The 748-nt window shown below is 34.1% G+C and carries 1 protein-coding gene; it reads left to right on the top strand.

Annotated elements, in window-relative coordinates; all coding sequences use genetic code 11:
- Positions 1-178: 178 nt before the first annotated feature.
- Complete coding sequence (locus CH362_RS19115; RefSeq protein ID WP_100711904.1) at positions 179-460, top strand: BrnT family toxin; 282 nt, start codon at positions 179-181, stop codon at positions 458-460.
- Positions 461-748: the final 288 nt, after the last annotated feature.

Below are 748 nucleotides of genomic sequence, written 5' to 3'. Positions count from 1 at the left end.
AAACGTCGGAACACCTTGGTCGTTAGGCGAACAGCTCTGCACGATATTCTTTTCAAGCTTTGCGGGCTTCCATGCCCGCTTTTATTAATATGAACTCTAAATTGGATATATATGCACTAAAATATGTATAATTATATGTATTGACAAGAATTTGTTTCTCGTCTATTTTTATATGTAGATGGAGTTTGAATGGGATCCTGCAAAGAATGACGAAAATTTGCGGAAACATGGAATTGATTTCTTTGAAGCTCAAAAGGCATTTTTGGATCCAAATAGGATTATTACTTTAGATGTTACCCATTCTTCTGATTCTGAAAAGAGATATTACTGCTTTGGTCTAATTGATTCATATGTATCAACGGTAAGATTTACTGTCAGAAATAATAAGATTCGAATCTTTGGGGCAGGTTATTGGAGGCAAGGTAAGAAAGTTTATGAAAAAGAAAATAAAATACACTGATGCATCAGCATCTATATCATCTTCAATTAGATCTTCTAAGACTGTTGAGGATTTTCTACCTCCTCCGAATAAACTCGTTTTAAAGGAAGATAATTCCAGAGTAACTATAGTCTTGAGTAAAAAGAGTATCTCGTTTTTTAAAGAGGAGTCTAAGAGATCTGGTGTACCTTATCAGACTATGATTAAAAAGGTTTTGGATTTATATACTGAACATTATGCTCATAAATAATTAATAACGCCATCCGTGGCTCGATTTTTCAGTATTACTTGCAGAGCCGTCGCCTAACT

It is taken from the genome of Leptospira saintgironsiae, from assembly GCF_002811765.1.
GTDB classification, from domain to species: domain Bacteria; phylum Spirochaetota; class Leptospiria; order Leptospirales; family Leptospiraceae; genus Leptospira_B; species Leptospira_B saintgironsiae.
The sequence above is the reverse complement of the archived record's forward strand: the minus strand, read 5'-3'. Positions and strand labels throughout refer to the sequence as shown.

Coding starts and splice junctions, on each gene's coding strand:
- CH362_RS19115 (WP_100711904.1), top strand. CDS start 179: ATGGAGTTTGAATGGGATCCTGCAAAGAATGACGAAAATTTGCGGAAA.